Annotated in this window: 1 protein-coding gene; it reads left to right on the forward strand. The window is 71.7% G+C overall.

The features are described 5' to 3' along the window. On the forward strand, positions 1–605 hold a 605-nt coding region (locus tag FV242_RS34125; RefSeq protein WP_147942057.1), incomplete at both ends, for an ABC transporter ATP-binding protein.

Below are 605 nucleotides of genomic sequence, written 5' to 3' on the forward strand. Positions count from 1 at the left end.
GGCTGCGGCAAGAGCATGACCGCGCTGGCGATCATGGGCCTGCTGCCGGAGGGATTCGCCCGTGCCGGCGGTCGCATTCGCCTCGCCGGGGAGGATCTCGCGGCGGCCAAGCCGGCCCGGCTGCGGGCGTTGCGCGGCAGCGCCATGTCGATGATCTTCCAGGAACCGATGACGGCCCTGAACCCGGTCTACACGGTGGGCGACCAGATTGCCGAGGCGCTGCGGCTGCATCAGCGGCTCGGGCGCCGCGACGCCCTGGACCGGGCCCTGGCGATGCTCAGGGCGGTCCAAATCCCGGCCGCCGATCGGCGCCTTCACGCCTACCCGCACGAGCTCTCCGGCGGCATGCGCCAGCGCGTGATGATCGCCATGGCGCTGGCCTGCCGGCCGAAGCTGCTGATCGCCGACGAGCCGACGACGGCGCTGGACGTGACCGTGCAGGCGCAGGTGTTCGATCTGCTGAAGGCCCTCCAGGACGAGATGGGCACCGCCATCGTGCTGATCACCCACGATCTCGGGGCGGTGGCCGACATCGCCGACACGGTGGCGGTACTCTACGCCGGGCGGTGCATCGAGCAGGGCGAGACCCGCGCCGTGATGCGCGC

Source organism: Methylobacterium sp. WL64 (assembly GCF_008039945.1).
Classification (GTDB): Bacteria; Pseudomonadota; Alphaproteobacteria; order Rhizobiales; family Beijerinckiaceae; genus Methylobacterium.